Genomic DNA, 1,717 nt, shown 5'->3' on the forward strand with positions numbered 1-1,717 from the left:
AGGTCCAGCCCACCATGGCTGCGCTCCCGCGGCCCCAGCAGGGCCACCACCACGGCGAGAAGCGCCATGACCGCGACGAGGCCGGACAGCGAGACGCGCCGGACCCGGGTCGCCCGACGGCTCCGGTGCAGGACGTAGTCCGGGTCGACCGTCATCGGCGGGGCTGGTGCCTCGGCCAGGGCCGCCTCCAGCCCCTCCTCGACGTGGCCGGCCGTCACGGCCCTCCCGCCGGTCGGGGACGTGGCCGCCAGCTTCGCCTGCAGCGTGGCCACGCCACGCGAGGCGGCATGGCCCACCGCGCCCACGGAGAGGTCGAGCAGGTCGGCGGCGGCCTGCTCGGTCAGGCCGCTGCCGTGGAGCAGCACCACCACCTGGCGCTGCCGTGAGGGCAGCAGCCGCAGCAACCGCACCAGCTCGTCAACCCGCTCGACCCTGCCGCCGGGCCCGTCCACCGCGGGATCGGTGGGCCCTGCGGGGGAGACGTGGCGGGAGTGGTGCCACGCCCCGGTCCGGTGGTCGAGCAGCGCGCGACGGGCGTGGGCGAGGGGGTCCTCGTCGAGGAGGCGCGGCCACGCCAGGCAGGTGCTGACCAGGGCGGCCCGCACCTGGTCCTCGGCCCGGCGGGGATCACCGGTCAGCAGCCACGCCGTGTGCATCAGCGACGGCGTCACCTCGCGCATGAACGCGGTGAGCTCTGCGCCCCGGTCCGTCTCGTGGGATGCCCTCATCCAGCCACCTCGTGCATCTCCACTGTGACCCTCGCAGACGGCTCAGCGGAAGGCCGCCGCACCGCCGGCGGCGTGTTCAGCGGTAGTGGTTGCCGGTCCACGTCGGGGGCGCGTCCACGTAGCCGACGTCGGTCAGCTGGCCGGCACTCGGGGCGTGGCCGTCCACGGAGACCAGCTCGATGACGAAGGCCCGGTAGTCCTCGCCCGGGATGGGCAGGGTCTGGGTGCTGGCGTCGCTCGAGTGCGAGCCGGGCCCGAACGCGGCGTGCAGGTCGGGGGCGGCGCGCCGGTCGATGCCGTAGAGCACGACGGCGCCGTCCCGCGTCGTCACGACGCGGTGCCAGATCCGGTCCGCCCCCTGTGGCGGCGGGGTGCTGCCGAGGTCCTCGAGCCCGCCGGGGTCGGCCACCTCGGCGCGCATGACGGGTCGAGCGGCCGTGCGGTCGAGCGTCACGGTGAGCTTCTGACCGCCGGAGAGCATGAAGTCCACCCCCTCGGTCGGGGGGAACACCCGTGGTGCGCCGTCGGCCTCCGTCCACAGGAGCCGTGACAGCGGTTCGGTGCCGGGCAGGGTCGCGGGCACCTGCGCCGCGAACGCATCCAGGTTCGTGCCGGGGACCGGGGCCGCCGTGACGCGCACCGGGGTGGACCCGTCGGCGCCGCTGAGCGCCCGCACCTGCCGGGCGCCGCCGGGGAGCACGCCCATCACGACGCCGTCGGTGACCGGGCTCCACAGCACGTCGGGGCCGGGCCGGCTCTCGCTCGTCAGGCTCCCGATCATCCTCAGCCGCCCGTCCGCGCCCACCTGGTGGAAGTCCAGGGCAACGGGGTCCGGATCCTGGCTGAGGACGGAGACGGCGTAGCCGGCGCCGCCCAGGTGCAGCACCGCGATGGGCGGCTGGCCCGTGCGGCCCTGCGTCGACGCCGGAGCGCCGGCGTGGCGAGGGGCCGTGAGCTGCGTGCCGGCGACGCCGAGGGCGGCCACGGCG

2 protein-coding genes are annotated in these 1,717 nt (G+C 76.0%); both read right to left on the minus strand.

Going from position 1 to position 1,717, the window contains the following annotated elements; translation table 11 throughout:
• Positions 1–728: sigma factor-like helix-turn-helix DNA-binding protein (locus VF825_RS03920; RefSeq protein WP_331110359.1), on the minus strand; the 728-nt coding region annotated here is incomplete at its 3' end.
• 76 nt (positions 729–804) lie between these two features.
• A partial coding sequence (locus VF825_RS03925) for a hypothetical protein (protein WP_331110361.1) occupies positions 805–1,717 on the minus strand: 913 nt, incomplete at its 5' end.

The sequence above is a fragment of the Oryzihumus sp. genome (genome assembly GCF_036391795.1).
Lineage (GTDB): Bacteria > Actinomycetota > Actinomycetes > Actinomycetales > Dermatophilaceae > Oryzihumus.